1 protein-coding gene is annotated in these 454 nt (G+C 57.5%); it reads left to right on the top strand.

Features of this window, described 5'->3' with window-relative positions; all coding sequences use genetic code 11:
• Nucleotides 1-128: 128 nt before the first annotated feature.
• A partial coding sequence (locus JIN78_RS16980) for a hypothetical protein (protein WP_200393186.1) occupies nucleotides 129-454 on the top strand: 326 nt, incomplete at its 3' end.

Here is a 454-nt window from a genome sequence, read left to right as displayed (position 1 = left end):
TTACAAGCTGAAAAGAATCGTTATCGATTGCTTGAGCGATCCATAAATTTTGGATCGGGGATATCTTACGATTATCCGAAGTTCATTTTTCTTGCAGAATTAGTGTTCTCATGAGTCATTATTCAAGCATGAACCAGAGAGACAATTGGAGAGCGGATCTGGAAACTTCCAGAGGGTTGAGCCAGCGGCAGAAGGAGCAATTCCTGGTGGTGGGAAACTGGTTTGAGAGTTGGCGGCTGCGGGCGGGGGTCTCGCCGGGAGTTCCGGCGGCGCGGGCTTTTTGGAAGGACCAGGTGCTAGCCAAGCCGCGGGAGCAGTGGCAGCTGGATCAGTGGGAGGAGGCCATGCGCTGGTATCTCAACTGGTTGGCGGTGTGCCAGCGAGACGGGGGCACGGGGCTGACCCTGGCCGAACGGCTGAAGACGGCGGTGCATCGGGCCGGGGCCCGGCGGGG

The sequence above is a fragment of the Roseibacillus ishigakijimensis genome (assembly GCF_016595415.1).
Classification (GTDB): Bacteria; Verrucomicrobiota; Verrucomicrobiia; order Verrucomicrobiales; family Akkermansiaceae; genus Roseibacillus; species Roseibacillus ishigakijimensis.
This window is presented reverse-complemented; position numbering and strand designations above follow the sequence as displayed.